Below are 24,113 nucleotides of genomic sequence, written 5' to 3'. Positions count from 1 at the left end.
CCTTACATATTACCTATTGCTGCTATAACTTTTCTTCCTGTATATTCTGCATATCGTTCCATATGTTCCCTTTCTCCAATAAAATTTCCACTAATATGAACATGTACTTCTACTTTTTGATTAGATTTTCCAATCATAGTTTTACTTTGTTCATGGCTCATTACTTTTGTTCCTGCTGGTAAGATAGCCGTTTCTGTTCTGCCACCTTCATTTATTTGTGTTTCCCCACCTTTAAAATAACTTGTTCCAAGTGCTTTCCTTCCAATTGTCCTAGTTTTAGATTTATCTGAGGCTTTATTCTCTGTAATATTAATAGTTTTATCTTTTATTTCTGTATTATTCCAAAATTTAAGTTTATCAATAAGCCCACCAATAGCATTTTTAGCCGTATCTACTGGATTTTTTATCATTTCTAAAATAGGAATAAATTTATTTTTTATTACATCCCAGTTATCATAAATATTTTCTTTTAACCACAAAAATAAATTAATAGCCTGTCCAATTGGATTTACAAACTTAATAAACCATTTAATCACACGCCCAATTGGATTATTGTCAAGCATCTCCCAAAGTTGCAAAGTTTTTGCTTTTACTAAATCCCAATTTTTATATAGCATCCATCCAACTCCTACTAATGCTGCTACTGCTGTAATAACTATTCCAATTGGATTAGCACTCATGGCAACATTCAAAGCTATTTGCTGGATTGTAAGCCCTTTAGTTTTAGCTGCCTGTATTCCATCCCATATAGTTTTTAGCTTCATAGCTCCAACCATAGCTAAAGTGTAAGTAGATGAAATAAACATGACAGTTTTATATGCAGCCAAAGCACCAACCACAGTATAAACTATTGGACTTATCCTGTCCCAGTTATCGATAATGCTTTGTGCAATATCTATAGCCTGTCCTGCTCCTTCCAATAATATATTTTTAAATTCTTCAAGTGCAGGTTTTCCTTTATCCCATAAGCTGCCAAACAACTGCTTGATTTGTGTAACATATGGATCAATTTTTATAATAAGCTGTTCTACTTTATCAGCAGTTCCCAATATCAAATCTTGTATACCTGGAATTTTAGAATGAAACCATACAGCTAATTTACCTAAATAAGGCATAAGTTTCTTTCCTACTTCTGCCTGCATGTCTCCAAAAGCTCCTTGTGCTGAAATTATTTTCCCTTCATCAGTTTCTCTTAAAGCTTTATTTGTTCCTCCTATAGATGTATTTAATTTTTTAGTGATAAAATCCAATCTTTTTTCAGCCTTCATTGTTTTAAAAACCTTTTCTTCTGCTTTTGTCAATTGAACTCCATATTTTAATAGCCCTTTAGTTTTACCATCCAAAGCTTTTCCAATAGCATCTGCCATAGCGATACTATCTTCTTGTGTTGCATTAAATCCTTTTTCTTTAGCCACCATATCACCCAAAATAGGCATAGTTTTTTTAATTTGATCATAATTCAATTTATACATAGCAAGCTGTCCTGCTCCTGCAAGTATAACATCATCTCCAACTACTCCCAAATCTTGTAAAGCTCCTGCTTCATCCTTGAGTGCTGACATTCTTTCTATTGAAAAATTCTTTGTTCTCTTCAAATTTGCTTCAAGTAATCTATCTACTTTCAATTTATCTTTTGCTGCATCAATAGATTGCTTTATAAATACCCCTGCTGCTGCAGTTAATGCACCAAATCCTATTGCTGTATACTTTGCTGCTGTCTTCATCGCTTCTTTTGTTGCATTCCCAAAAGCTTTTACTTTATTACTTGCTTTCTGCAAATGGTTATCCAGTACTTTTGTATTTTTAGTTGCATTTTGTAATGGTTTTGTAAATTGGTCTTTCAAGCTCAATAAGACATTTATATTTTTAGCCATTTTTCACCCCCTAAATTTTGCTATTTGTTTATAAAACTCATTTGGAAGCCTTTCACAATACTTTCACCCAAGTTTTGAAAGGCTTTAAAATCAATTTTACAAAGCTATAATTTTACTTCTTTATTCATTCTTTCAATCTCCAGCTCCATTGTTGCAAACATAAACATCTTTTCAGTTATATTTAAATTTAATAAGTAATCTATTTTAAATCCTTTCAATGTATAAAAAGAGAGGAATGCCATTTCAGCATCCCCCAATATTAGTTTTTTATTTCTTCAACCTCTTCTTCAATTAAATTTGATTTTTTCTTTTCATCTGCTAACCCATAAATCCCCAGTATTTTCTCTGCTAGTTTTCCAATCTCTCCCAAATTTTCATCAAAAACTTTAATCACTAATTCGTGAGGTTCTGCTACTCCATAAGCTGTTTATAATTCTTTTTCTCTAAAGATTGGACAATGTTTTAAAATTATCTTACAATTCATTTCATTTGAAGCCTCCATCCCTCTCTCATCTGAACTGTCCATAATTTTCATAATATCTCTTGCTTTTTGTTTTATAATTTCAATATTTCCCCCCAGAACTTCTGAATTAAAAAGAAATACTTTCATTTTATCATTTTCTGATTGCTGCTTTCTTGCAAGTAATGTTTCCAAAGTTATATTTTTAGCCATTTTATGTTCCCTCCTAAATTATTTAATCATATCAATGAATCTATATCCTGAAAAAGAAAATGGAACTTCTTCTTCTCTGATTTCCTTATTTGCCCATTTTAAAGCCATTAGTTCATTTATTGTTACTCCAGTAAATTCTACACGTTCTGCCCCATATGCTGTTGGATCTTCTAATTTTCCAACTAACTTTATATCAGGAAGATCTCCAGTTTGAATTCCTTCATGTAATAGCTCAGCAATAGAAGAATCTATTTTATGTAATGTCATAGTTCCTTCACCTGTAAAGCCCATATATCTTTTATGCTTTCCTAAATCTCCCACAATGTCAATATCTTCATATTCTAAGTTTATCTTAGCCTCAAAAGACTTTGCTGCTCCTAGTTCATCATTGTTTAGCCAGACAGCCCCAAAAGAACCACGCAATATTTTATTTTTATCCATTTTTTTTGCCATTTATCTCCCCTCCTAAAACATATCAATGGTAAATATAAAGTCTTCTACTGCATTCAATATTTTGATTTGTGCCATCATAAATACTTTTTTCTTAAATGTCAGTTTTTTAATTTCTTCATCTTCCATATCTTCAACTTCTGTTTTTCCAACTGCTAACCATGCTAACCTTTGAGCTTCAACATCAACCTCTGAATAATTGTTATACTCTTTATCCAGGATATCTTCTCGAGCCAATTCTTTAAAATATGCATTAATTGCAGAAAAGAATAAAACCTGATTATCATATTTATTTTTATACTTTCCTATCCATCCTTTAAATGTAGAGTAAATATCATCCCTCATTAGGTCCATAGACTCGATAATGATAATATCTTTCATGTCTTCAGTTTCATTCTGTGTGATTTCCTGTAGTGATGTACAAGCTCTTGCAACCCTTATATCTCCCTCATCTTTATGTAGGCAAAATCCTCCTTTGTCAATAACCTCATCAATATCATCAATTATTGATACTTCTTGTAAATTACTACATAAAAAACTTGTTGCAGATCTTGTCATTGGAAGCCCTGCCAACATTCCTAAAATAGATGGGATATACTGCCACCCTTCTACTTCTCCACGACTATCAACAAATGTAACTTTTTCATTCATTAAATTAACTATCCCTTTGTTATCTGGCTTTACAGCTTTATGAACTACTGCTTTATAAGTTTTTCCTGCTTTTCTCATTGATTTTATCCAAGAAACAAGTGTTGCCGTATCAGCTTCTGCTCCATCATACCCTAATCCTAACCAATTAATTCTCTCTTGAGCTACCAATTTCAGTATATTTGCTAAAGTTCCATCTTTTATATTAAATACAACCACTTTAGCTGGAGTGAATTGAAAACAGTCTTTTACCAATTGCAAAAAATCCTCTGTATAATCTTCATCTTTAATATCTGTTATAATTTTATATTCTTTTCTTGTCCAATCTTTTGTTGGATCTTTTATAATCAATCCCACAATTCCTAATTGACTTCTTTTTACTGCAGTAATTGCTTTCTGTTTAAAAATAATATCAATAGTTGGTCTACCCATTTTTTCCTCCTAACTTTTATAATTAAATTCTAGTTCCTCCATCATATCTCCAGTAATATCATTTTCAATCTCTTCCATTGTATAACTGTCAATGCTTGCTATTAATACCCCATCTGTTTCCTCAAATTCAATCTTTTCTGCAGGAATAGCAAAACTTTCATTTATCCAAAGAGTTCCAAGAAAAGCTTCTTCTAAATCATCTATCATTTTTAGTCTTTCTATTCTTGATTTTCCAATATTTTTAGGGAAATAGTAAATTCTGATTGTTAAATTTCGTTCTTTATAAGTTGTCATAAAAGCACTTGTTCTTAACCCTTCTAGCTCTGTACGAAAGCTAGGCCGATTAAACTTTTCTGTTATATCTTTACTATCTATTTCAACTTTAGGAAAGGTTTCTGCAAGTTTATCATTTACTGCTTTTAAAATTTCACTCAATTTAACCATTAGAAACCTCCATTTTTGATAATTTCATCCATCAATCCATCTGCATTCTTTACAAATTCATTTTGAAATTCTGCTCTTGCTTCTTCTAAAATCCTATATCCTTTTTAAAACCCATGTTCTTTCCCTGTCTTGTCTTTAATTGTATGCCCATATTCAATTAAGTGAGCATGTAGCATATTATTATAAACTCTCACTGTATCCTCTTCTTGATTGTATTTATAAACTTTCCCACGTTTAAACCCTTTCAGATAGTTTCCACTTTTTTCTTTTAATTTGGATTTTGCTTTCTTTTTTACTCTTGCTTTTAGCTTATTTCCCTGATTTTGTAAAAATTTCTTTGTTTCTTTTGGATACTTTTTTGCAAGTCTTAAAACTTCTCTCTCCAAATTTTCTAAATCTCTTGAGCTAAATCCATCCATAGTTTTTACTCCTCTATTCTTTTACAGAATACCTCAATGAATTGATTATCTTTAAAGTCTCTGTTGAAATAGACAACTTCATATTTTTCTTTCTCAAATATAAAAAACCAGTCCTTTTGAATTCCTTGAACTGATTTTCTTCTAAATGTGAATTTAAATTGATGTTCGTTACTCTCCGTTTCTGCCTGTCCCTGTTTCACACTAGAGTTTTGAGGAACAATTTCACTAAAAGCATTTTTAAATTTTTCTGGTATTTTTTCATTCTCTCCAAGTTCATTTTTACCATCTATCATATGCCATACTTCTACAGAATGCCTTAATCGCTTTGTTATATTATTCATTTAGCCACCTGCTTGCAATTGTGTCATCATACTTCTTATTGTATAATTAAAGTCCTTGCTTTCCCCTGCTTCGCGATTATCATACCAATCCTGGATAATTACATACATTAAAATTTTAGCTCTTTCTTTAAATTCTTCTTTTTCCAAATGTTCTTTCAGGTTACATATAGCATCATTTAAATAATTTTCTGCTGCAACCATTAAAGATTGCAGCAAATTATCATCTTCATCATAATCAATCCTGAGATAGTCCTTTACATCTTCTATTTCTAAAAGCATAAGCTACCCTCCTCAGCTGCTGTTTCCACTTCCAAATATACCATTGCTTTTCCATCTACCTTTTTAACATCAAATCTTTCAATAGCCCTGATATAAGTAGCATTTTTAGTGAATCCTGCCTCACTAGATATTGCAAGCTCTAACCCTTCTCTGTCAAAGAATGTTGCAAATTCCGTCATATCTCCAACAAATACAGGAGCTTTTGTTGCTTTCATTGGTAACAGTACATCAGAAAGTACTATTATTTGTCTTCCTTTTAACAGTTTTTTAGTTTCATCTTGTAAACTAACTGTTAAAAGTGGTCTTCCTTGTTTATCTTCCATTTGGTCCAGAATATCAAAATAGGTTTGATTTGTAATTATGACTGCATTTTGAGAAATTGCAGGATCTAAATCTTTATTTAAAGCTGTAATAATTCCTTTATAGTTAGGAACTGCTGTAGCAGTTAGAGTATTTAATAAATCAATAATCTTTTTATTCTCAGTGTTAACAGCTTTTTTATTAAATCTCTTTCCTATGTATGATATTAGATTAGCTTTTTCATCTGCTAATAAAGTATTGGATATAGGAATAATATCCCCATAGTCTGCTGTATTGTATGCAACTTGTGCAAAATCCACATCTGATTGATCTATTTCATTTAATTCCTCAAATGCAATTAATTCTCCTGTTCCATCTTTTTCAATAGGCATTGTACCTTTAAAAGAAGTAACTGGAACAATGTTACATAAAGTTTTTAAAGAAACTAAAGTTCTTCTTAATTCTTTAATTTGTGTAAATTGCTCAGTAGGAACTAAGTATCCTCCCTTTCCATCAGTAGCTTCTACTTGTCCTGGTGTTCCTGCAGCATTTAAAAAAGCCATTTCTTCTTCTGAAACTGACTTTCCAAGTAATACTCTGTTATAAATTCTATTTAAGTTCATTTCTTTTTTATTTGTCACTTGTTGCTTATCTCCTCCTGCATTTAAACTTTCTTCCAACTCTGCTTCTCTGATTTTGTTTTCGATATCTTTTAAACTTTGCAACATTCCATGTGCTTCTTCAACTTTGTTTTCTGCTTTTAAATTTTTGATTTTGTTTCTCATTGCTTCTGCATCTTTTCTTAATTCTACCGATTTTTTCATAATTAAATCCCTCCTAAGGCTAATGTAATATCAATTTCTTTACTTAAATTTTCCAGTCTTGCCACTTCTTTTGCTTTTAATTCATCATTTTTATGATCTGTTTTATTTATAATTTCTTTTGGAATATTCTTAAATTTCTGATTTGTCCCAACATAATTTACAAAGTTACTTCCTTGCTCTAAAGTTATATTGAAATATTTTACTGCATCTTTACCTGTGAACCATGTTTCTTCTTTCATTAAATTTAAAATTTCCTCTTTGGTTACTCCTTCAACTGCTTTTTCTTCATAAGTATTTGCAATTCCATCTTCTAGTTTTTCTAAAACTTCAATTTGAGTTCTCAAATCATCAGCATTTCCAAAAACTCCACAACTTACTCTGTGTATCATAAGGTATGCATTATTTGGAATAATAACTTCATCACAACCAAAAGCAATGATTGATGCAGCACTTGCAGCTAATCCATCAACGTAAGCAACTGTTTTTCCTTTATAATTTTTTAACATATTGCAAATGGCTACTCCTGCAAAAACTTCTCCGCCATAACTATTGATATGAACATGGACTTCTTTATTATCTGCCTCATCTAAAGCTTTTTTTACTTCTAATGGATATGTATTTGTATCTTTCAAGCCAAACCATTGCTCCATGATACCATCATTATGAGCATCATTTTCTATATCTCCATTGATAAAAATTTCTGTAATTTCTGCTTGATTTCTAATTTCTAACCACTTTTTATTCACTTTCTTCACCCCACTTTCGATATGCTGCTCCTATTTGCTCTAATGGTACATAGCTTCCATTTAATATAATCACATCTCCTCCTTCAACTTCAGGCATTCCTGCACGTTTTCTTGCCTCATTTATTGTGTAAATTCCTCCAGAAACATATTTATTTAAACATTCTGCCTGTGTCTTTAAATCTCCTCTTAAAATACTTGCAACATTGAATTCAAAATGTATCCCTTGTGCTCTTTCTTTTTCTGTCAGTAATTTCAAATTGAATTCTTCTTCATACAAAGTCAGAATATATAAAAGTGTATCAATATAAAAAGTCAAGTTTTGCATTTCTGAATTTGCATAACTTGACTTATCATAATTATTTAAATGGTTAGGCTTTACTCCATAGGCTGCTGCAACCTGTAATGCTGTGAATTTTTTTAATTCAAAGAATTGGCTATCTGTTAGTTTAAGATCCAAAGGAACAACATCCATTCCAGGAGGTAATGGCATAACTCCAGTAGGATTGGTTTTTGAATTGATAAAATCTTCAATTTTTTCCAATAGTTTTTTTTGCAAATCTTTATTCAAATCTCCTGTATATCTTAAAATTGCTTTAGCAGTCAATCCTCTATCATAGAGATTATTGAGGTACTGTTGGCTAGCTTTTACCCCTCGAAGTGTTGTAGCAAGTGTTTCACGCACTGACATACCTACTATTCCATCTTTACTTAGTCCTCCTTTCAAGTGTAAAATCTCATCTTTACTAAAAAAATATGACTTTCCCTCTTTATTATATTCATACCAAAGTGTTTCTGTGCCATTAAAAAGTCCTGTATTATCTATCCAAATTCTTACATATTGCGGATCCAATGGATATATTCCAATTAAATTCCCATTAAGGTCATAACTAAGATATGCATAAGCATTTCCATAATGATTTCTCCAATATTCTAATAAAGTTTTAAATGTGCTTGATGTCATAAAAGGATTTACTCCATTTTTTAATCGCTGTAATGCATCATGATTAGTAATCCTATTATTATCACTATCTTTTAAATGCAGTGATAACTTTCCAAGGCTCTCTGAGAGTACTTTTAAGCAGGTGAAATAAGTAACTTCTGATAAATCTGTTCCTGTTTTCAAGCCAAAAAATTCTCCAAAATTCATTCCTGTTATTCTTGTACTTTCTGTTTTTGTTGCATCTTTATTGAAAAATCTTTTTATAATTCCCATATTTCACCCCCTTTATAATTTCTTATCCCATCAACTCCAACCAATCCTTTACAGATTCGTTGATGTCAACATCTTCTTTTTTATTTAGCAACATAATTTTCCATGCATCAATAATTGCATCTACAGGATCAATTCTATTTTTTTGTGCTTGTTTATCAATCTTAATTTCTCCAAAGCTATTACTTGTTGTTGTTGCATTTGCAATTGACCATTTCAATAAACTATTTCTCTTATCATAAAGTACTTGTATTGCCTTTACAGATAGAGCAAAATCAATTGTTGCATCATTTAAAGATTTTGCTGATTGTTTCACTTCTGTTAAATCGCAATCTAAAAATTCTAAATCACTTAAAAAAGACCCTGCATTATGAGCATCATAACCGCATTCTAGGATTTCAATTTCATACTTTTCTATAATTTCTTTCAAATGTGAAATAATAAACTTATAGTCTGTCTTTACTCCAAAGCCCCCAGTAGTAAGTGTTAAAAGTCCTTCTCTTACCCAAATTCTATAAGGTACATCATCTGTTTTTTCATGTTCTGCCAATCTAAGTTCAGGCATGAAAGAGTGACTATAGATATAAACCTTCTCTTCTTCCATAGGGAAAATAAGAGCTATGCTAGTTAAATCCCCACCTTTGGAAAGGTCAAAACCTAAATAAGCTTTTCTTCCTTTCATGTCTTTTAATGTAAGTTCACTTTCACAACTTTTAAACTTTGCTAAATCAATGTATTGACCACCTTTTGCACTAACCCACATATTCAACTGTTTTGTTAAAAAATTGGTAAGATCTTCTCCGCCTTTTTCTTTTGCATCAATTGCTTTCTCTGCATATCTAGCCAGTTTCTTTTCATTTATTGTCCCATCTTCATTGAAAAGGAAATAAGGATTTGCTTTTAACCAATTTTTAGGTTCCCAAATATCATCATCTTTATCCATTTCGCAAATAAAAATAAAAAGAGACTCCTTATCCACAAGTCCCTCTAATATTTTTTCACAAAATTGATAGTGTTCATAACAAAAGCTGTTTAAGTTAAAGCCTGCTGTTGTAATTGCTAAAGTTAAAGCATTATCTACATCAGCTTGACCATCTAATAAAAGCTTATACATTTGGTTATTTGGATGTGCATGCAGCTCATCACAAATAGCTAGAATATTTCCAAAACCATCCATTGATTTTGTATCTCTACCCAAAGACTTAATAACTGTATCTGTAATTAAACTTTTTATGGTTCTATCATGTTCTTTTACTTTATATAATTCAATCAAATCCACATCAGATTCTATAAAATTACGAATATCATCCCACACTATATTAGCCTGTTCTTGCTTTGTTGCTGCACAAAATATCCTGTCTTTCATTCCTAAATAGCTGCTAAAGAATGTTGCCTGTTCTCCAGATAAAAAAGATTTCCCATTTCTTCTACCTACTTGAATATATGCTTCCCTGAAACGTCTTTCTTTTGTTCTTTTTCTTCTCCATCCATGTAAAGAACCAATAATAAAATCTTGAAAACCTCTTGTTTTTAAAGGTTCTCCATTCTTCATAATAAGGGTATTTGCAAAATCAATAGCAAATTCTGCCTCTTCAACATCAAATTTGAACTCAAATTTCTTTCTTTTTAAATCATCAAGATGTCTTTTACATGCTAAAAACTCTTTTCTTCCAGCTATTTTTTTACCACTAACTACCGACTTTGCATATAATGTTGTTCTATCTTGTCTCATAAGCTATCCTTGTTTTCGATTTCTTATCAATTCTATAAACTTATTTTCTTTTGGATCTTCTTTTGTTGGAACAATCAACTTTAGTCTGTCTGTTGTGGCCAATCCAAGTTTTGTAGAACACTGCATTATTTGTTTTACATATTTTTCTTGAACTATTAAAAGAGGATGTACTGTTTCATAGTCATCATATTTAGTTGTTCTCATTCCAAGATAACCATTTTCCTGAATTAATTTAGAAACATCAACATAGTAGGAATATGCATTACAATAAATTGCAAGTATTCCCAGATCCAAATTATCTAGGATATCTATTTTTTCTGCTTCTTCAACAACTCTTTCAAATTCTTCTTTAGCCTCAACTCTAAGCCATTCAGGAGCTTTCAATTGTTCTCTTCCAAGTTTTAATTTTTCTTCCTGGATTTTTCTATTTTTAATTGCTTCTTTTCCAATTTTTCCTGTTGAAATATCAATTACTTTTCTTGGCCTTCCTGCCATGATAACACCTCCTTTTTTATTTTGAATTTTATTGAAATTTCATTTCTGGCATTTTCTTGGGAAAATATGGGGGATGCGGTATTACGAACCCTTACCCAAAACTTTTTTTATCTCCCCCATAGGTATATTTTTTTATAATATTAAATAATATTTCTTGCATCTTCTCTTTAGCTTCAGCACTCTTTATATACTCTGCATGTATGAAGGCATGTGTCCTATCCCCTACCCATATAAGATTATTAATATCTAAGGCTCTTCCTCTATTCTCTTCTAGCTCTTCTATATGGTGTGTCAGACTACCTTTAACTATTCTTTTATTTATCTCAAGCTCATATAGATCTAATCCATTTGCTCTAAGTTTACATAGTCTAGTCAGTTTCTTCCATTCTCTGCTATTATAGAACTTGGCATTTACTTTATTTCTATTTTCCCTATCATACCCCCTCCCCCTCTTCTTTCTACAAGAACAAATCTCATCATGTTTTATTTTATTTCCACAGCTGCCACATATTTTATATAGCATATATCCTCCAGCAAATAAAAAAGAGAATCAAATTAATGACTCTCTTTTTAATCATTTGATTTTTTTCTTATGTTAAATCCCTTAGTTGCTAAAATTTTATCTTCACTTATAGCTATTAAATCATAATTTCCTTCATTAGAAGTAATATTTAAATTCAATGCTATTTTTGAAGTTGCATTTGTTATAATCCCAATATTTGTTTCTATTCTACTATTTATTTCTTTATTCTTTTCTCTCATTCCATTTTTATCTAATAAATAATCCCCAACTTTATATGTCTTAAAGGTTCCATCAGTATTGTTTGGTCTATAATACAAGTTTAATTCTATATTATAAACAGATTCTTTATCAAAAAATTGTGAGTATATATTAAAAGGTATTTTTATTTTTTCTTCTTCCAATGGCACATAAATAGTATTAAGCTCATTTTTTAAAGTTATAATAAAATTCAAGTCATTATATAATTTTTCTTTTTTTATTTTCATTTTCATCTCCTACCAAAAATAATTTCTAATCTTCTTCTTCTAAATATTTTGTACCTTTTGTTTCTTGCGGTTTTTCAGTAGATATATCTATATTTAATTTAGGAACTCTGTTTTTAATTTCAAGTATTGTATCTTCTATTTTTGTAAAATGCTCATTCATTTCTTTTTTTATTATATTAAGATTCTCTTTAACTTCATCTCTAACATCCTTAACTACATTCTTTGTCATACTATCTAGTTTCTCTTTAATATTTTTTTCACTCTCTTTTTGCAGTTCTAAATTATAAAAACTTAAAAACATAGAAATTATACTAAAGACCATGGCAACCATACCTAACCCCAATCCTACCCATAACTGTATTAGATTGAATATTTCAAATACACCTTTTAAATGTAGAAACATCCTATTGTTATCATCAATAAAAAGTTTAATATCAATTAAATTAGAGATAACTCCTGAAACAAAAATAAACCCTAAGCTAAAAAATAATGCCATTAAAGTATACTTTCCCCATTTATACTTAAAAACTTCTACTGCAATACCTAATTTTAACAAAGGTTTTAATTTTTCATATTCATTAAATATATCACATTCATTTGTATTTTCCTTAAATTGGCATTCACTTGTTTCTTCTTTAAATTTACATTCATTCTTTGGCATAATAACTTTTCTCCTATGGTTTTTATTTAAAATATTTTTTTTATATTATACCAAATAAAAAGCTACTAATCAAATCCATTTAATAAACTAAAAAGAGAACCATTTTACTGATTCTTCTCTTTTTCTGTAATTATATACTATCAAAACATTTTTGTGTTGTCTCTACTAACTCGTCTAAGAAACCTTCCCAATTTTCTTGGTTTTTATAAATATCTGACTCAAATGTAAGTCTATTTTCTAAGTCATCAAAAATCTTTTTCCAACCTTTTTCTATTTCACTTTCTTCTTTATCTGCATTTGTAGCATTTATTATACATGTGACTGCTGTTTTACAATCACTTACAAGATCTAAAATAAGTTGTCCACTTTTCTTTTCTGTTCTTACATTTTTTAGATGTTCCACAGCTTTTTTTAGTTGGTCTAAAAATGAAACTCTAATAATTATATCAGTTCTTAGCATTTTATATTTCCCTCCAAAAAGTCCAATATTTTATAAAGATTACTTTAAATAACTTATTTCTATATTTTATATAATATCATATTTTTTACTATCATTCACTATCATTTTTATAAAATTTAAAATTTACTAATGCTTTACCATGAATTCTGTAAGTATGGCTAAGAGAATAGCATATTTTATCAGCTATCTGGTCCCATGAAAGATTAAGAATATATTTACTCTCCATCAAAACTTTCTCATCTATATTCTCTATTTTTTCTAATTCTGACAATAATTTTTGTTGAAAATCATCAAGTTTGCATATCTTATATTTTATTCTGTTTTCTAATTCTATAATTTTATTCATTCTATTGACTATATTACTGTCATCTTTAGTAGGTCCACCCTGAACTCTTTCTGAATTTTGCATAGCTTTAAGTCCATCTAAATTTGCCTGCAATTCTTTTAAAATTTCTTTATCATGTTCAATCTCTCTTTTTAACTTAAATCCTTGTCTAAGATATTCTTTCTTTGTCATTTTGTTTCACCTCAATTTGTTATTAAAAAACCCCTCAACTGAATAATCTGAGGGGTAAAATAACTATATTAAATTGGACTATATCCAATATATTGAGCCCTTATTATATCTCCTTCTTCATCATAAATTCTTTGTAATCCCATTCTTAATCCTAAAATATATCTTTCTTCTTTGTGAATAATTCCATTCTTATGCCTTCCTATTATTGTACCTGTATATGGTATATACTCTCTTTCAAGGTAAACAATAGTTAGCAGTGCCCTTTTTCTAGAGATATCAACTTCTCTTGTATAAAAAATAATTGCCAATATTATAAACCCAATTAGAAATATAATTTTAGTGGGCTTATCTTTCATAAATCATTCCTTTCAAATTTTTATAAAGAAGGTTTAGGATTCCCATTCTCATCATACCAGTTTGTTGGAGCTATTTTTTCACCATTCTTGTATTTTGATTCACTCCATAATTGACCATTTTCATAATAAACTCTTACAGACCCATTATATTTTCCATTTCTATATGTGGCTTCAGTTTTTAAATTTCTATTTTCATAATAACCTTTATGAGCTCCATCTAATTGACCATTTTTGCATACATCTATTAATGCTAATTGACCATCTTTATAATATGTTTCTTGTTTCCCATGTAAAATACCATTTTTAAATCTATTTATTTTTGCTAAGTCACCATTTTCATATTTTTTAATAAATACTCCTGTATATGGTTTATTTTCACCTATTACATAAATTTTATCATTTTTTATTTCTCTTTTTGAATTGTCTTCAATTCTTTCTTTGCCACATCCTGTTAATGTTAACAAAAACATAATTAATATTAATACAATTTTTTTCATACATCCACTCCTATTATTGTTCTTCTGATAATTCCAAATCTAAACCATGATTCACTGCATATGTTGCAAGTAAAAATCCAAGTGTTTCTATTTGCTCTTCTATTTTTGTTTTATCAAAATCATTTAGCAATAAAAGTAATGAAAGCAATGTTTGACCTTTTACAATTAATTTTTTATCTTTTATATACATTAGACCATCTTTCATCTTAAGTATTACTTGTACTTCCTCATGCAAATTTTTATCTGAACATGCAAATGTTGAAACTTCTGTTGTTAATAAAAATACAACTGATAAAATTAATAAAAATTTTTTCATAAAATCACTCCTCCATAAATATTTTCATGATGTTATTATACCATGTAATAACATAGCATTCCTCAAATTATTCACTTGCCAATGTACTTTAGTTCTTATAAGTATTATTCTTCAAATTCTATATTTCTTGTTATTGTGGCTTGATCAATTTCTCCATTTTCATCAAAATGAACTGCTATTTCACAATCACATAATTCTCTATCTTTTAACATTTTTACTATTTGCTCTCTCTTAGTCATTTTTATTCCTCCCTAATTATTTAGTTCTCATAATCAAATCTTCTCTATCAAACATACTTTTATATATTTGAATAATATCTCCATAAATATTTTCCTCTTCTATGTAAAGAACTTCATATTCTTCACTAAATTTATAAAAACTAAAAATTTCAAAAGTTTTTATAAGTTCCTCTAAATACAGGATAGATTGTTTATATTCTGATGGAATATCAAATTCTCTTAAAAGATTGCTTTTTTCTTTGAAACCTTCTTCTGAAATTTTAATAATCTCAGTAATTTCTCTGAAACAAACTTTATTTGAATCTTTTAAAAACTGTATAGTTAGTGTTTTTTCTTCTAGTTTCATCTTTTCTCCTCTCTTACATTTTTATTTTAATTTTTCCATATCTTGTAATTCTTTTAAAATCAATTTCACAGCTTTAGAATTATTTTTTATTTTTATGACATAAAGTTCTTAAAATTTTCTCCAATTATTTTTCCTCTTTTACTGCTTCCTTCTACCTTTACAGGAAAACACATATCAATTATTCTATCTCTTATTCTGTTCTTTCCTTGACTAGAGAATTTTTCTGTTATTTCACATTTTTTTTCATCTTTGTCAAAATTTAAGTTAGTTGATATAATTAAAGGTTTTTCTGCTCTGTATCTAGCATCAATCAAGTTGTATATTTTCTCTGCTCTCCACCCTGTTTGGTTGCCATCCAGTCCTTTTTCTGCCCCAAAGTCATCGATTACCAAAAGATCACAAGTTTCAGCTTGCTTTAATATATCTTGCTCTGCTTCATCCCATTCTCTTCTTAACTTTCCAAGATATAAAGCTAAATTCATTGCAAGGACTGTTTTCCCTTTCTCCATGAGATAGTTAGCTATGCAAGCTATAGCAAATGTTTTTCCAATACCTACATCACCATAAAGTAACATACCTATTGGTTTGTCCTTTACTAAAAAATTATCTGCATATCTTTTAACTAAAACCATATGTTTTTCACTCATATCAGCATTTTCAAATTTGCTTTTTAAGAATTTAGAATCTATTACAGAAATATCTTTATATTTTTTTACTCTGTTCATGATACATTCTTGAAGTCTCTTTTTTTCTAGCTCTTTCAGTTCTTTTTCTCTTTGTTTTTCCAAACAGTCACAAGATGGAATAAGCTTTATTTTTTCTTTTATGTATTCTGGTAATGCCTCATGAATACTAGGATTTTCTATATACTCTTTTCCACAATGTTCACATTTTTTCACTTTTATCCTCCTTCAATTCCAAGTATTTCATCTATGATATCTCCTGTAAAATCTTTATATTCTGTTTTTTTAAATTCTTTAGGTTTATCTTTTGTTTTTTTCTTTTCCTTAAAATTCCCATTAAGAGCCTTTTTTAAATTATCTAGCTTGAATATAGTGTTAATGCTTAGATTGTTTTTAACAAATTCACTTTCACTCATTATCTTTAGTGCTTCCAGTAGTTTATTAGCTCCTAAATTGTTATATACTTCAAGGATTACGTAGTTATCTGGTCTATACTCATATTCTGGCAATCCTAACTCTTTATATTTTTTTAATACCTGCTGGATTATTACAGGATCATTATTTAAATTTTCTACTTTTTCAATTTTCTCTGTGTGTGTATTATTTATATCTATCTCTTTATCTAACTCTATCTCTTTCTCTTGTCGGACAATGTCTTTTTTTGTCTCAATATTGTCTTCTCTTTTGTCCTCAATTAATTCTTGTTTCTTTTTCTCTCTATATTCCCTCTGTTTCTTTGCGTATTCAGTTTCACTTCCTATCATATTTTGAGTTTCAATCATGAATAGAGCTCCATCATCAAGTTTATCCATCATACCCAATTGAATAAACATTTTTACAGCACTTCTCACAACATCTATATTTGTATTTGTTATAGTTGCTAACATTTCATCAGTGTAAGGAATAACATCCTTGAACATCAATCTTCCATCAGTATTAGTACTTTTTAACAATAATTTCATATAAAAAATAATATAATCTTTTCCATTTGGAGAATTTTCTATAAGTTTTATTTCCTCTCTATCAAAGAAATCTATATTCAATTTTAACCAGTAATATTTTTTTGTTACAGACATTTCTCCTCCTTAACATTGCAATAATCTAACCCCTAGTTCTCTATCTAGAGGTTAGATATATTTTCTTTAAAATTATCTTTTTGAATTTATTCACATATCTTCTATTTTTATCCACATATGCAACATTACAGGTATAAGTGGAATAAGTATTTCTCCACCTAAAGCAAAATATCCTCTGCGCTCATAGGCTACTGGCATACTCAGTATTGTTATCAATGCAGATAAAATATATGTCTTTGCTATATTTCTTCTAATAAATTTTTTAATTGTCATTTAAGCACCTCCTGTGCTATAATTCAAGTAACGTTTTTAGTTATTTGCACTTGTTGATCCTGCCAGATCTTCAGGTGCTTTTTTAATTACTACAGTATGTGGAATACCTAAAACAGTAAGTAATTTTGCTGTATAGATTATAAAATTCCATTGCCCTGATGGCATCTTAACAGCTTCTCCCCACTCAACACCACTTATGAGGAGTTCTCTTATAAAGTCTGTTCCTCTACCTAACCATTTTCTAGCTTCTTCTGGTTTCAATGTCAATTTTTCTTCACTGTCTCCGACTTTTACCATTTTTTACCTCCTAAGCTATGTTTTGTCTTGGTGCTTTTTTCTTTGCCCTCAATTTTTTAAGTGATTCTTTTTCTTTTAATTGAGCTCCTAATTCTTTCATTTTTGCTAAGTTAGCTTGATTTTTCTCTCTTATCCTCTTTGCCCTTTTCTTTGTTGCACTTTTACCTCTACCCATTTACACTCCCTTCAACGCTTGGAGTATTTAAAATTTTTGCAATCTCACTAATTTCTTTAAGTGCTTCAATTACTATTGTTTTAGTTTCTCTATCCATATTTATTCCTCCTCTCCACAATATTTTTTTATCTCTTCTGCCAAGATATCCAGTATTGCTTCATAGAATTTCTCTTTTGTTGCTTCTTCTTCTAAAATTTTATGAATAACTTCCCAATTTATATTTTCTTGTAATGTCCCATCTTTATAAAAATTATGGCCTGTACAGTTAAACAATTCACCAATAAGTAAAAATAATGCCATCTCTTCCTTTGAAGTAAATTTTTCTTTTTCTTCATCTTTTTTTATTAATGCATCATACCTCATTAAAATATTTTCTGAAGCTTCTCCTATTGTTTTATATGATGCCTCAGGATTATCTAATTTTTCTTGTGTTATTTTAAAATCTACTTCATCAAACTGCTGCCAAGTATACCTTAATATATTTCTTGCTTTTGCTGCCTCAGATGGATTTTTAAATCTTGCTATTTCTTGAAATGATACTGTTTCCCCAGCTTCATCTTTGATCAATTCTATAAATCCTATTTCTTTTTCAGTTTCTGAATATCTAATTTCTAAATAACTTCTCATGTCTTTCATAACTCCTCCTTATTTTGATACTACCGTATCCATATACAACATTCCATATTCAAAATATTTTTCTTTAACTACTTGTAAAGAACCCAATACAGCATTTTCTAAAGCTTCTGATCTTTCATTTCCATTTTCAGTGCCCTTTAAAAGCTCCTTTACCTTATAAAGTTCTTTCATTACCTCTTCTGTTTTTTCAAATACTTCATCTTTATAGCATCTATTGTCATAACAAGTTTGAATGAATTCTAATATTTCTTTACTTGTTTCAGTTAACATATTCCTCACTCCCTATCCTCTGATAACTTATATTCTGATATTTCTCTAGCTACTGCTCCATAATCAAAATATTGATTTTTTAGTTTACTTATGAGATTTAAAATTTTTTCTTCTAGTTGATTAGCTTTAATTTTAAATTCTTCATGATTAATTCCTTCAAAGTATTCTCCCATTTCAAAAACTTCTGTAATTATTTCTTTTTCAGCTTCTGTAGTTTTGTCCATGTCTGTTGCTTGTAAAAAGAAAAATATTAAATTCTTTTGCTCTGGTGTTAATTGGCTATTTGACTCCATTAACATATTTATTCCTCCTTAATTATGAATTTTCTATTTTATTTGAATTGATAGTATACCTATACATCTGTTCTAAAATTTCTTTTATTTTTTTCTCATTTTCATTCATCCTATTTGTCATAAACTCATCTCTTTTTATAAATCTAATAGTGTTTCTCTCAAATTATTTAAAAATTGTTCATATTCTTCATCATCTCGCTCATTTAATATATTCATTAATATTTCTGCTGATTCATTACAAGTATGTTTTTTCTTCATATCACTATCCTTATAAAATACAATCTTGTCTTGTTGTGCTAATTCTATAATTAAACTATCTATTAACACCATCACTCTTTCTCTTTTTAAATCATCATATGTATAATTTATTTTTAATTTCCTCCATTTAATACTTTCTTAAATTCCTCTATAGCACACTCATAATATCTAAAAGCTTCTACAGACTTATTACTATAAGGTGATTTATCTTGAGCTAAATAACCATTTTTTTCAATTTTTAATCCATTAGCATTTGCTATTCTTCCTACCATATTTTTAGATATACCTAATATTTCTCCTATTTCTTCAGCTGTATAGCTTTTTTGTTCTAATTTTGGTAATGGTAAAATTTCTTTATTACTCATAGTATTAGTTCCCAAAGCAATTAAAACTTCTTTGTATCTTGGATTATTTGTTAATTCTGCTAGTTTTAAATATTGTTTACTCATTCTGACATTAGCATTCTTTTCCATTATTTCAAGCCTTTTTTCTTTAGAAATAGGATTTTTACTTTCTACTCTCCCTTCTCTCAATAAAGTAGCTATTTGTTCATCACACCATAACTCGAATTCTACATTAAGGTATCTTGCAAAATTTAAAATAAGTTTTTCATGTATCCATGTTCCACCATATCTTCCCTCTTCACTTTTAACTAGGGAAATTTTCCCTAGTTTACTTTTAAAGGCTTCAAGGTATCTTTTGGTATTAGGACTATCTTTCCAATCTTTCAGTTTTTGATTTCCTCCAAAACCATCAGCCATTCTATTTGCATTTGCATATACACATCCATCTACTACTCTAAATTCCATACTATTTCCTAAATAATCTTTAATTACTAAGTTTTTCATTAGTTACCTCCCACATCTTTATTAATTATTTTAAATTTTTATAATTATAATTTTAATCTCAATTTTCCTTTTCAAAAGAGTTTAATTTTATTTTTCTTCTCTTGTGAAGCGTAAAATAATCATTTTTATTAACATATATTTCATAAAAAAGTAATCACATTTACATCATGATAATACATTAATAATTTATCTTATACAATTTTCTATACTATTAATTAAATCTTGTTATTTTTCATCACCAACTTACTCTAATAAATACATTTTTCTCTTGACACATTTTTGTTATTTATGATAATATATAGATATTAGAAATCGTTCTATAAAAACGCTAATACAACTAATGGTGGTATGTTTTCTTTGATTATCTTTATTTTTCATATTTCATGAGGAGATGATTTCCATGGCAAATAAAAAGCAAACTTCTAAAGGAGTAGCAACAACTGCATCTAAAATTTTGAAAGATGCCAGATATAGTGATGCTGCTAAATCTGTTGCTGGTAGTGCTTTGTCTCAAACAAAGACAACAAAAAGTTCTAAAAAGAAATAGTTAATTGAGGGTAGTAAATAAAATGCTACCCTAATAAACTTTTTAACTTAAGCTTTTATTAAGTCACTTTTTAAGTGACAGATTTTTTAAAAAAAATTTCAATTGGATTATCAATATTTAAGATATTAATCATTTCTTCTATTTCATCACTGTCAAAAACTCCTTTTTTCATTTTTTCATAAAAAGTTTTAGGTGTAATTTCTAGTTTTTTAGCTACACTAGCTTGTGAAAATCCTCTTTTTGCTATTATTCCTCTTAACTCATTCACATCTATCATATTTTAAACCTCCTTTTTTGTTTCGTCACTCAACAAGTAACTAAATATTATCATGTCTTCTATCACGTGTCAAGTGATTTTTTTGCTTTTTTTAAACTTTTTAGTTGCATAACATGTGAAATATGTTATAATTAATATAAACAATAACATAAGGAGGCTTAGTTGTGGGAATATTAAATACTAATATAAAAAAATATCGATTAAAAAGAAACTTTACTTTAGAAGCCTTAGCTAATGAAGTAGGAACAAGTAAACAAACTATTCAAAGATACGAAAGTGGAGTTATTACTAATATTCCTTCAGATAAAATAGAAAAAATTGCAGAAGTATTAAAAGTGTCTCCTGGTATCTTAATGGGATGGGAAAAAGAAAATGTAGAAAATGCAACTTCTATAGAAGACCCTTTTATTACATATAAAATAGATACTGATGGATTAAAAACTGCTGATATAGAAGAATTGAAGAAAGAACTTGATTCTTTTACTGATTACCTAATTTCAAAATTAAAAAATAAAAAGGATTGAGTGATTTCTGGATGCGTTATGGAAATATTGAGGTTTCAGAAGAGATGTATAGATTTCTTCACTTTAAAATAACACAAGTAATTAGAGATATTAATGATTGTTTTAAAATTTCTTTCAATGATATCACTTTCAAAGAAATTCAAAAATATTATGAAGAAAAATTTAATTATACTTATGCTGATTATCCTTTATCTGACAAAGCTTATATCATAGCTGGAAGTTTAGTAAGAGGAGAAAATGGAAAAATAGTTATAGGGGTTAATGTTAATTCTAATATTAGTAAAGAAAAACAAAATTTAACAAAAATGCATGAAACAACTCATGGATTAATGCATACAAAATCTAATCTGCATTCTCAAAACTTTTCTAAAATTTTAAATTATTTTGCTTATTCTGAATCTGAGCAAAGAGATGAAGCAGAAGCAGACTTTGGCGCTTTAATTTTTATGATTAATGATATGGCACTTTATAATCATATTATCAAAGAACATAGTTTTAAATTTCTTTGTCAAAAATTTGGTATTGATTCACCTTCGTTAGCATTAAGATTGAAACTATTTCTTCACTATAATTGTGGTCTTTCTGAAGCTACTTCTCATTTATTTGTTTCAAGATTTATAGAAGGTTATAACACTCCTATTTTGAACACTTTTAAACAGAGAATTTTCTAAATAAAACATCTTTAATTCACATGAATCATATTCAAGTAAGAATTTTAAATTATTCTTAAATTTATTAAAACTGGAAATAATTTTATAAAAAATAATTAATATTGCTTTTAAATAAAATTAAATATCATAACTAAATAACTTTGATTTTACTATCCTAAAGTGAAAAAATTTAACATAAATTTTACAAATCAAGATAAAAAGGAGGTAAATAATGAACAATGATCTAACAATACATCAATCAAAGGAGGTTAAAATTATAGACAATATTATTTATATGCCTATTTTAAAAGCAAATCAAGGTGAGTTTAATGGTTATTATATGTTAGAAAAAAAAAATAAAAATAAAATGATTCCAATATTTGAAATGAAAACAATTGAAGAATTAAAAAAATTTAAAACTGAAAGTGAGCAAGAGCAGGAAATAGAAAAAACAAAAAAATCACTGAAAAAAAATATAGATAAAACTTGTGCTTCTTTTTATGGCTTAGATAGTAAAAATCATTATGAGTTTTTAGAAACAATGGTAGAAGAATATGAAAATATTATTCCAGTAGTTGAAAGTAAATATTTTTCTATCTTTGAAAAAAATATATTGCAAAATAAAAAAATAAAAAACTTTATTTTAAGAATGAAATTGCCAATTTTTATAGATGAAATGGAAGAAGAAGAAATTTTAAATATTGTAAAAAAATATGAAAAAGAATTTAAAATATTGATTAATCTTGATCTACAAGATGCATACAATGATAGCAATACTAGAGAAAATTATAGTCAAGCAAAAAAAATATTAGAATTTTTTGAAAAAAATGATCTAAAAAATGAAATAATCATATCTTCATCTTCTTTACCTAAAAATCTTGAAGAAATTGAGAATGGAGGAACAAAAGAATTTTTAAAATTAGAGTTTGAAATTTTTAAAAAACTATGTTCTAAATTTAAAAATTTAAAATTTATTTATTCAGATTATGGAATAGCTAAAAATGTTGATGTTATGATAGATTTTTCAAAAATAAATAAACAAAGCATTTTGGCAAAAATAAGATATACTTTACCAGAGTCATATTTTTTATTAAAAGGAAAAAATGCTGATAAAAAATTGCAAACACCTAAAATTTCTATCAAGGAGCTTATAAAAAAGCTAATAGATTCTGATAAATTTTTAGGAGAAGATTTTTCAACTGGAGATAAAAAACTAAAAGAAATATTAGATGATCCTAAAAGCAAGGGAACACCTAAACAAGTAATAGAATATACTACAAATCATCACATAGTTTTGATACTAGAACAGCTCTCTCAATATTACGAGTCTTTAATTTAAGTCTAGTGAAGTTTTTAATTTCATTAAAAGAAAAATTTTTTATAATAATTTGAGTGAGATCTTCTTTATTTTTAGATTTCACTCCTTTTTTAATATTATTAGATAACAATAATTCCAGCATTTCATTTCTCCATAATAAGGATAGAAATGCCTCTATTTTAATATCTTTATTCAATTTTGATTTTTTTTCTACAACTAACTTAGGTTTATTTCCAACTGTTTTTATATAATATATCCCCCACCATTTAGGAATTATGTTTATTAATTTATCTTTAAACTTCTCAGAAACAACCAATGTCATTTTATCAAAAACCATATTATAAAAGAATATTTGATCTGAAAGTCTATCTAATGTATCTTGTTCACTTTTAATTTCAAAACCATGTAGTTTTCCATTAACCACAGCTATATCAACTCTAGCAGATCCTTCAACTACAGGAAATTCATCTATAATAATAGAAGTATTATCTGAAGTAAATTCCTTCAAGTTTGAAATTTTATCATATAAAATTGGTCTAATATCTTTATCATAAATTTTCAAGACACTTTCCTCCTAGAAATATTATACAGCTATTTTATAATTAAAAATATAAAATGTCAAACTATAAAAATAACTTAAAAACATAAAAAATGTATCAACTTTAATTTCTTTTTACACTCTTGGTGTATTAATTTAAGAAAGAACATAAAAATATTAAGT

The 24,113-nt window shown here is 28.2% G+C and carries 41 protein-coding genes; 4 read left to right on the top strand and 37 right to left on the bottom strand.

What is annotated here, in order from left to right; genetic code table 11:
- Positions 1–2: 2 nt before the first annotated feature.
- The 35 genes from E0E45_RS03420 to E0E45_RS03270 form a co-directional block, all read right to left on the bottom strand.
- Positions 3–1,874 carry a hypothetical protein gene (locus tag E0E45_RS03420; RefSeq protein WP_130889865.1) on the bottom strand — a complete coding sequence of 624 codons (1,872 nt, stop codon included), beginning with the start codon at positions 1,872–1,874 and terminating at the stop codon, positions 3–5.
- A gap of 104 nt (positions 1,875–1,978) precedes the next feature.
- On the bottom strand, positions 1,979–2,116 hold the full coding sequence (locus E0E45_RS17560) for a hypothetical protein (RefSeq protein ID WP_172604140.1): 138 nt from the start codon (positions 2,114–2,116) through the stop codon (positions 1,979–1,981).
- A 17-nt stretch (positions 2,117–2,133) separates the two neighbouring features.
- Positions 2,134–2,268, bottom strand: a complete 135-nt coding sequence (locus E0E45_RS17995) for a hypothetical protein (protein ID WP_269472028.1) — start codon at positions 2,266–2,268, stop codon at positions 2,134–2,136.
- Positions 2,269–2,301: 33 nt separating this feature from the next.
- Positions 2,302–2,547 carry a hypothetical protein gene (locus E0E45_RS17805; protein WP_232044048.1) on the bottom strand — a complete coding sequence of 82 codons (246 nt, stop codon included), beginning with the start codon at positions 2,545–2,547 and terminating at the stop codon, positions 2,302–2,304.
- 18 nt (positions 2,548–2,565) lie between these two features.
- A complete protein-coding gene (locus E0E45_RS03410) occupies positions 2,566–3,000 on the bottom strand; it encodes a phage tail tube protein (RefSeq protein ID WP_130889864.1) in 435 nt (144 codons plus the stop codon).
- A gap of 12 nt (positions 3,001–3,012) precedes the next feature.
- The gene (locus tag E0E45_RS03405; RefSeq protein WP_130889863.1) at positions 3,013–4,077 is read right to left on the bottom strand and encodes a phage tail sheath C-terminal domain-containing protein; all 1,065 of its coding nucleotides are present in this window, start codon (positions 4,075–4,077) and stop codon (positions 3,013–3,015) included.
- A 9-nt stretch (positions 4,078–4,086) separates the two neighbouring features.
- Complete coding sequence (locus E0E45_RS03400) at positions 4,087–4,521, bottom strand: phage tail terminator family protein (protein ID WP_130889862.1); 435 nt, start codon at positions 4,519–4,521, stop codon at positions 4,087–4,089.
- 104 nt (positions 4,522–4,625) lie between these two features.
- The gene (locus tag E0E45_RS03395; protein ID WP_232044047.1) at positions 4,626–4,940 is read right to left on the bottom strand and encodes an HK97 gp10 family phage protein; all 315 of its coding nucleotides are present in this window, start codon (positions 4,938–4,940) and stop codon (positions 4,626–4,628) included.
- A 5-nt stretch (positions 4,941–4,945) separates the two neighbouring features.
- Entirely contained in the window at positions 4,946–5,281 is a 336-nt protein-coding gene (locus tag E0E45_RS03390; RefSeq protein WP_130889861.1) for a head-tail adaptor protein, read from the bottom strand.
- The gene (locus E0E45_RS03385; protein ID WP_130889860.1) at positions 5,282–5,560 is read right to left on the bottom strand and encodes a head-tail connector protein; all 279 of its coding nucleotides are present in this window, start codon (positions 5,558–5,560) and stop codon (positions 5,282–5,284) included.
- Positions 5,551–6,684, bottom strand: coding sequence for a phage major capsid protein (locus E0E45_RS03380; RefSeq protein WP_130889859.1), 1,134 nt, complete (start codon positions 6,682–6,684; stop codon positions 5,551–5,553). Before E0E45_RS03380 ends, E0E45_RS03385 begins: the two co-directional genes overlap by 10 nt.
- A gap of 2 nt (positions 6,685–6,686) precedes the next feature.
- Positions 6,687–7,430 (bottom strand): head maturation protease, ClpP-related, encoded by a 744-nt coding sequence (locus E0E45_RS03375; protein ID WP_130889858.1) that lies wholly within the window; start codon positions 7,428–7,430, stop codon positions 6,687–6,689.
- On the bottom strand, positions 7,423–8,643 hold the full coding sequence (locus E0E45_RS03370) for a phage portal protein (RefSeq protein ID WP_130889857.1): 1,221 nt from the start codon (positions 8,641–8,643) through the stop codon (positions 7,423–7,425). The genes E0E45_RS03375 and E0E45_RS03370 overlap by 8 nt, the downstream gene beginning before the upstream one ends.
- Positions 8,644–8,665: 22 nt before the next feature.
- The gene (locus E0E45_RS03365) at positions 8,666–10,372 is read right to left on the bottom strand and encodes a terminase large subunit (protein WP_130889856.1); all 1,707 of its coding nucleotides are present in this window, start codon (positions 10,370–10,372) and stop codon (positions 8,666–8,668) included.
- Between the two features lie 3 nt (positions 10,373–10,375).
- Entirely contained in the window at positions 10,376–10,867 is a 492-nt protein-coding gene (locus E0E45_RS03360; RefSeq protein ID WP_130889855.1) for a phage terminase small subunit P27 family, read from the bottom strand.
- Positions 10,868–10,958: 91 nt separating this feature from the next.
- Positions 10,959–11,390, bottom strand: a complete 432-nt coding sequence (locus E0E45_RS03355; RefSeq protein ID WP_130889854.1) for an endonuclease — start codon at positions 11,388–11,390, stop codon at positions 10,959–10,961.
- Positions 11,391–11,437: 47 nt separating this feature from the next.
- Positions 11,438–11,875 carry a hypothetical protein gene (locus E0E45_RS03350; RefSeq protein WP_130889853.1) on the bottom strand — a complete coding sequence of 146 codons (438 nt, stop codon included), beginning with the start codon at positions 11,873–11,875 and terminating at the stop codon, positions 11,438–11,440.
- A 25-nt stretch (positions 11,876–11,900) separates the two neighbouring features.
- Positions 11,901–12,536, bottom strand: coding sequence for a hypothetical protein (locus tag E0E45_RS03345; RefSeq protein WP_130889852.1), 636 nt, complete (start codon positions 12,534–12,536; stop codon positions 11,901–11,903).
- A 130-nt stretch (positions 12,537–12,666) separates the two neighbouring features.
- Positions 12,667–12,996: a hypothetical protein gene (locus tag E0E45_RS03340; protein WP_130889851.1), complete on the bottom strand. Its 330-nt coding sequence runs from the start codon at positions 12,994–12,996 to the stop codon at positions 12,667–12,669.
- 91 nt (positions 12,997–13,087) lie between these two features.
- Positions 13,088–13,513 carry a DUF1492 domain-containing protein gene (locus tag E0E45_RS03335; protein ID WP_130889850.1) on the bottom strand — a complete coding sequence of 142 codons (426 nt, stop codon included), beginning with the start codon at positions 13,511–13,513 and terminating at the stop codon, positions 13,088–13,090.
- Positions 13,514–13,581: 68 nt separating this feature from the next.
- Complete coding sequence (locus E0E45_RS03330) at positions 13,582–13,869, bottom strand: hypothetical protein (protein ID WP_130889849.1); 288 nt, start codon at positions 13,867–13,869, stop codon at positions 13,582–13,584.
- 20 nt (positions 13,870–13,889) lie between these two features.
- A complete protein-coding gene (locus tag E0E45_RS03325; protein ID WP_130889848.1) occupies positions 13,890–14,366 on the bottom strand; it encodes a toxin-antitoxin system YwqK family antitoxin in 477 nt (158 codons plus the stop codon).
- A gap of 13 nt (positions 14,367–14,379) precedes the next feature.
- Positions 14,380–14,682 (bottom strand): hypothetical protein, encoded by a 303-nt coding sequence (locus E0E45_RS03320; RefSeq protein WP_130889847.1) that lies wholly within the window; start codon positions 14,680–14,682, stop codon positions 14,380–14,382.
- Between the two features lie 104 nt (positions 14,683–14,786).
- Positions 14,787–14,921, bottom strand: a complete 135-nt coding sequence (locus E0E45_RS17800) for a transcriptional regulator (protein WP_232044046.1) — start codon at positions 14,919–14,921, stop codon at positions 14,787–14,789.
- 16 nt (positions 14,922–14,937) lie between these two features.
- Positions 14,938–15,267 (bottom strand): hypothetical protein, encoded by a 330-nt coding sequence (locus E0E45_RS03315; RefSeq protein WP_130889846.1) that lies wholly within the window; start codon positions 15,265–15,267, stop codon positions 14,938–14,940.
- 92 nt (positions 15,268–15,359) lie between these two features.
- On the bottom strand, positions 15,360–16,166 hold the full coding sequence (locus E0E45_RS03310; protein WP_130889845.1) for an ATP-binding protein: 807 nt from the start codon (positions 16,164–16,166) through the stop codon (positions 15,360–15,362).
- Between the two features lie 2 nt (positions 16,167–16,168).
- Positions 16,169–17,026 (bottom strand): phage replisome organizer N-terminal domain-containing protein, encoded by an 858-nt coding sequence (locus E0E45_RS03305; RefSeq protein ID WP_130889844.1) that lies wholly within the window; start codon positions 17,024–17,026, stop codon positions 16,169–16,171.
- 90 nt (positions 17,027–17,116) lie between these two features.
- The gene (locus E0E45_RS03300; RefSeq protein ID WP_130889843.1) at positions 17,117–17,299 is read right to left on the bottom strand and encodes a hypothetical protein; all 183 of its coding nucleotides are present in this window, start codon (positions 17,297–17,299) and stop codon (positions 17,117–17,119) included.
- Between the two features lie 36 nt (positions 17,300–17,335).
- Positions 17,336–17,596 carry a hypothetical protein gene (locus E0E45_RS03295; RefSeq protein ID WP_130889842.1) on the bottom strand — a complete coding sequence of 87 codons (261 nt, stop codon included), beginning with the start codon at positions 17,594–17,596 and terminating at the stop codon, positions 17,336–17,338.
- Positions 17,597–17,606: 10 nt separating this feature from the next.
- The gene (locus E0E45_RS17555) at positions 17,607–17,771 is read right to left on the bottom strand and encodes a hypothetical protein (protein WP_172604139.1); all 165 of its coding nucleotides are present in this window, start codon (positions 17,769–17,771) and stop codon (positions 17,607–17,609) included.
- A gap of 99 nt (positions 17,772–17,870) precedes the next feature.
- Positions 17,871–18,407, bottom strand: coding sequence for a hypothetical protein (locus E0E45_RS03290; protein ID WP_130889841.1), 537 nt, complete (start codon positions 18,405–18,407; stop codon positions 17,871–17,873).
- A 9-nt stretch (positions 18,408–18,416) separates the two neighbouring features.
- A complete protein-coding gene (locus tag E0E45_RS03285) occupies positions 18,417–18,677 on the bottom strand; it encodes a hypothetical protein (protein ID WP_130889840.1) in 261 nt (86 codons plus the stop codon).
- A 5-nt stretch (positions 18,678–18,682) separates the two neighbouring features.
- Positions 18,683–18,976: a hypothetical protein gene (locus E0E45_RS03280; protein WP_130889839.1), complete on the bottom strand. Its 294-nt coding sequence runs from the start codon at positions 18,974–18,976 to the stop codon at positions 18,683–18,685.
- 129 nt (positions 18,977–19,105) lie between these two features.
- Positions 19,106–19,300, bottom strand: coding sequence for a hypothetical protein (locus E0E45_RS03275; protein ID WP_130889838.1), 195 nt, complete (start codon positions 19,298–19,300; stop codon positions 19,106–19,108).
- Positions 19,301–19,341: 41 nt separating this feature from the next.
- The gene (locus tag E0E45_RS03270; protein ID WP_130889837.1) at positions 19,342–20,076 is read right to left on the bottom strand and encodes a KilA-N domain-containing protein; all 735 of its coding nucleotides are present in this window, start codon (positions 20,074–20,076) and stop codon (positions 19,342–19,344) included.
- Positions 20,077–20,476: 400 nt separating this feature from the next.
- Between E0E45_RS03270 and E0E45_RS17550 the strand changes: the two genes are divergently transcribed.
- Positions 20,477–20,623 carry a hypothetical protein gene (locus tag E0E45_RS17550; protein ID WP_172604138.1) on the top strand — a complete coding sequence of 49 codons (147 nt, stop codon included), beginning with the start codon at positions 20,477–20,479 and terminating at the stop codon, positions 20,621–20,623.
- A gap of 70 nt (positions 20,624–20,693) precedes the next feature.
- On the opposite strand, the gene E0E45_RS03265 is transcribed toward E0E45_RS17550, so the two are convergent.
- Positions 20,694–20,900 (bottom strand): helix-turn-helix domain-containing protein, encoded by a 207-nt coding sequence (locus E0E45_RS03265; protein WP_130889836.1) that lies wholly within the window; start codon positions 20,898–20,900, stop codon positions 20,694–20,696.
- Positions 20,901–21,064: 164 nt separating this feature from the next.
- On the opposite strand from E0E45_RS03265, the gene E0E45_RS03260 reads away from it, so the two are divergent.
- The 3 genes from E0E45_RS03260 (at position 21,065) to E0E45_RS03250 (ending at position 23,413) form a co-directional block, all read left to right on the top strand.
- Positions 21,065–21,424: a helix-turn-helix domain-containing protein gene (locus E0E45_RS03260; RefSeq protein WP_130889835.1), complete on the top strand. Its 360-nt coding sequence runs from the start codon at positions 21,065–21,067 to the stop codon at positions 21,422–21,424.
- Between the two features lie 11 nt (positions 21,425–21,435).
- Complete coding sequence (locus tag E0E45_RS03255; protein WP_130889834.1) at positions 21,436–22,095, top strand: ImmA/IrrE family metallo-endopeptidase; 660 nt, start codon at positions 21,436–21,438, stop codon at positions 22,093–22,095.
- 211 nt (positions 22,096–22,306) lie between these two features.
- Positions 22,307–23,413 (top strand): beta family protein, encoded by a 1,107-nt coding sequence (locus E0E45_RS03250; protein ID WP_130889833.1) that lies wholly within the window; start codon positions 22,307–22,309, stop codon positions 23,411–23,413.
- Here E0E45_RS03250 and E0E45_RS03245 read toward each other — a convergent pair.
- Entirely contained in the window at positions 23,349–23,954 is a 606-nt protein-coding gene (locus tag E0E45_RS03245; protein ID WP_130889832.1) for a sce7726 family protein, read from the bottom strand. The genes E0E45_RS03250 and E0E45_RS03245 overlap by 65 nt on opposite strands.
- Positions 23,955–24,113: the final 159 nt, after the last annotated feature.

Origin of the sequence: Fusobacterium ulcerans ATCC 49185 (assembly GCF_900683735.1) — a bacterium.
GTDB lineage: Bacteria > Fusobacteriota > Fusobacteriia > Fusobacteriales > Fusobacteriaceae > Fusobacterium_A > Fusobacterium_A ulcerans_A.
The sequence above is the reverse complement of the archived record's forward strand: the minus strand, read 5'-3'. Positions and strand labels throughout refer to the sequence as shown.